1 protein-coding gene is annotated in these 3,040 nt (G+C 72.3%); it reads left to right on the forward strand.

The window, feature by feature from the left end:
* Positions 1-27: 27 nt before the first annotated feature.
* A partial coding sequence (locus ABLA28_RS11175) for a UvrD-helicase domain-containing protein (protein WP_347713728.1) occupies positions 28-3,040 on the forward strand: 3,013 nt, incomplete at its 3' end.

Consider the following 3,040-nt stretch of genomic DNA (forward strand, 5'->3'; position numbering starts at 1 on the left):
CTCGACTAGTCGTCGGCAGCGTCAGATGTGTATAAGAGACAGGTGGGGGCCGGGGCCGGGACGGGCAAGACCTGGGTACTCTCCAGCCGATACGCGCGCCTGCTCCTGACGGACGCGGAATGCCTGCCGCGCGACATTCTGACCCTCACCTACACGGAGGCGGCGGCCAGCGAGATGCGGGAGCGCATCGAACGGCGCGTCCGCGAGCTCCTGTCCGCGCCGGGCGCGCCCGTCTCCGCGGATCGGATCCGAGAGGTGATGGACGGGTTCGGCGAGGCGTGGATCTCGACCATCCACGCCTTCGCGGCACGGATGATCCGGGAGTCCGGCCTGTCGCTGGACGTGGACCCCCGCGCGTCGGTCGTCAGCAGCCCGCAGGAGGACGCCTTCTGGAACGCGATAGGGGACGCCGCGGAGGGGGCGGACCTCCGCGGAATGGCGAGGCTCAGCGGGGACGCCCGGCTGCGCGCCGCCGCCGCCGCCCTGGATCACGACCCAACGCTCGGCGCGGCCCTGGACCAATGGGACGGTGCGAAGCTCCGCGACCTGGCGCGGGATACGGCGGAGCTGTATGCTTCGCTGGGACACACCTGGGTCCGGATGCTGGACTGGGCCGACGCCGCCCCGAGCTCCGACGATCCCCTGGTGCGCGCGGCCTCCGCGGCCGTGACGGAGCTCCTGCGCCCGCGCTGGCTCTCGGCCTGGGAGCTTTGGGGCTCGGTGTTCCGTGCTTTGGGTGGAGAGCTTGCCGATAAGGCGCACAAGGACCGCGCTGAGGGCAAGGACGAAAGTCCCGCCACGCTGATCGCCGCCTGCGCGGAGCTCTGGATGCCGCGGATGGCGGGCCGGGACCGCAACGCAGAGGGGCCCGGGGAGCCCGACGACGAGGCCCTGCGCCTCTTCACGCTGGACGTCCTGCACGCCCTTCGGAACCTCAAGGGGGCGACAGGAAAGCTCTTCACCGCCATCATGGACATCCTGGGCTCGACGGCGGGCGATTGGCGCAAGGAACAGGAGCGGATCAAGCTCCCCGTCCTGTCCGGCCCGGCCCCGAACGAGCCCCTCCCGGAGCCGGAACGCCGCCTGCGCGCCACGCTCCTCCGTTTCTGCGGGACGGCCTGGGGCCTGTGGGACGAGATGAAGCGGCGGAGAGGGCTCCTGTCGTTCTCCGACATGATCCTTCACGCCCGGGGCGCGGCGGAACGGGTGCGCGCCTCCAGGGAGTTCCGCCACGTCCTGGTGGACGAATTTCAGGATACGGACCCCCTCCAGTTCTCCCTGCTGGAGTCCCTGAGGGAACGTGGAGGCGCGGGGCTCTTCGCCGTCGGGGACCCCAAACAGTCCATCTACCGCTTCCGCCACGCGGACCCGGCGCTCTTCGCCGGAACCATCGCCCAGGCGGACGAACGGATCGAGCTGGATGTGAGCTTCCGGACCCGCGGCCCCCTCCTGAGGCGGATCAACGGCCTGTTTGCCCATATCTGGAGCTCCGGGCTCGGCTCCTCCGCCGGGCTGAGAGGGCTGGCCTACGAGCCGCTCACACCGGCCGCGGCCCCATCGGAGCGCAGCGGGGGGACCTTGGCCCCCTTTTCGGTCCTGCTCGCCGTCCGATCTGGCCGCGGTGAGGCGAACGCCCGGGAGCGCCTAGCCTCGGCGCTCGCCGCGCGCATCGGGGACGCCGTCCGATCCGGCCGTACCGTGTGGGACAAGGCGGAGCGGAGGCTTCGGCCCGCACGCTGGCGGGACTTTGCGGTGCTGCTCCGGAACCGGAACCATCACGGCCTTCTGGAGCGCGCGTTCGCGGCGGAGGGGATCCCCGTGCGGCTGGACCGAAGCACGGAATACTTTGCCCGCGGCGAGGTGGGCGACGTCATCGCGCTGCTGCGCGCGGCCGCGGACCCCGGGGACGAGACGGCCCTGTCGGGCTGGCTGCTCTCGCCCTTCTCGGGGGTCCCGAGGGAGGAGGCGCTCCGCCTCCTCGAGGGACGCGCCGCGGCGCTTTGCGCGGGGCAGAGGGGGCCGCTGTCCGACCTGCTGCGCGAGCGCATCCCCGAGGCGTTCGATCGGCTCGTCCGCCTCGAACTGCTAGGGCGCCACAGGGGCCCCGCGGCCCTGCTGGAGGGCTTTGTCCGGGACCGCCACTGGCTCTCGGGCTATGTCCCGCACCATCGGCTCCGCGCGCTCCGAAACGTCCGGCGCGCGCTCTCCCTGGCCCGGGCCTATCAGCGGGGGCTCGCCGTCAGCCTGGCCGGCTGCGCGCGGTGGATGGAGCGCGCCCTGAGGGACGGCTCCCGCATGGAGGAGCCGCACTGGATGGACCCGGACGCCGACGCCGTCCTCATCGCCACGGTCCACGCATCCAAGGGGCTGGAATACCCCGCCGTCGCCGTGTTCGACACCGCGCGGCGCACCGCCTCCTCCTCGCTCTGTCCGTCCAGAACGCTGGGGTTGGCCTTCTCCGGCCTTCCCGACGCCCTGGCCGATACTCCGGGCAAAGGCACGGAGACGGACGGGCCGGAGGCGCAGAGAGACCTCGAGCCCCGCACGATGCTCTGGGAGCGGCTGCTCTCCTCTCAGGGCGAGCTGGAGGAGGACATGCGCCTCTTTTACGTCGCCTGCACCCGGGCGCAGGACGCCCTGTGCCTCTGCGGGGTCGTCGGGGAGGACAAGGACGGGAACCGCACCCTGCCGCGGGACCGCTGGACGTCCCTCGCCCTCTCCTGGCTGGCCGGGGAGAAGGGCTGCGATTGGCAGGAGCTGGGCCAGCCCGAGGTCCGGTATCTGGACGAGGACGGCGAAGGCCCGGCCGCCCCCTCGGGCGGGGCGGGGCGCGAGGCCCCGGCAAGGGCGGGAATCAGGGCGGAAATCGGTACAGGGCCCGAGGCCGAGGCATCCGGCGATGCCGCGAAGGTTCCCCCCGTGCCGGTCCCGGCGCCGAGCCTCGACGGGGTGACGCTGGCCTCGTTCTCGGCGACGTCGTTCGCGCTATTCGAGTGGTGCCCGCTGGCCTGGCGGCGTCGCTACCGGCAGGGCCTGGACC

It is taken from the genome of uncultured Fretibacterium sp. (genome assembly GCF_963544685.1).
GTDB lineage: Bacteria > Synergistota > Synergistia > Synergistales > Aminobacteriaceae > CAJPSE01.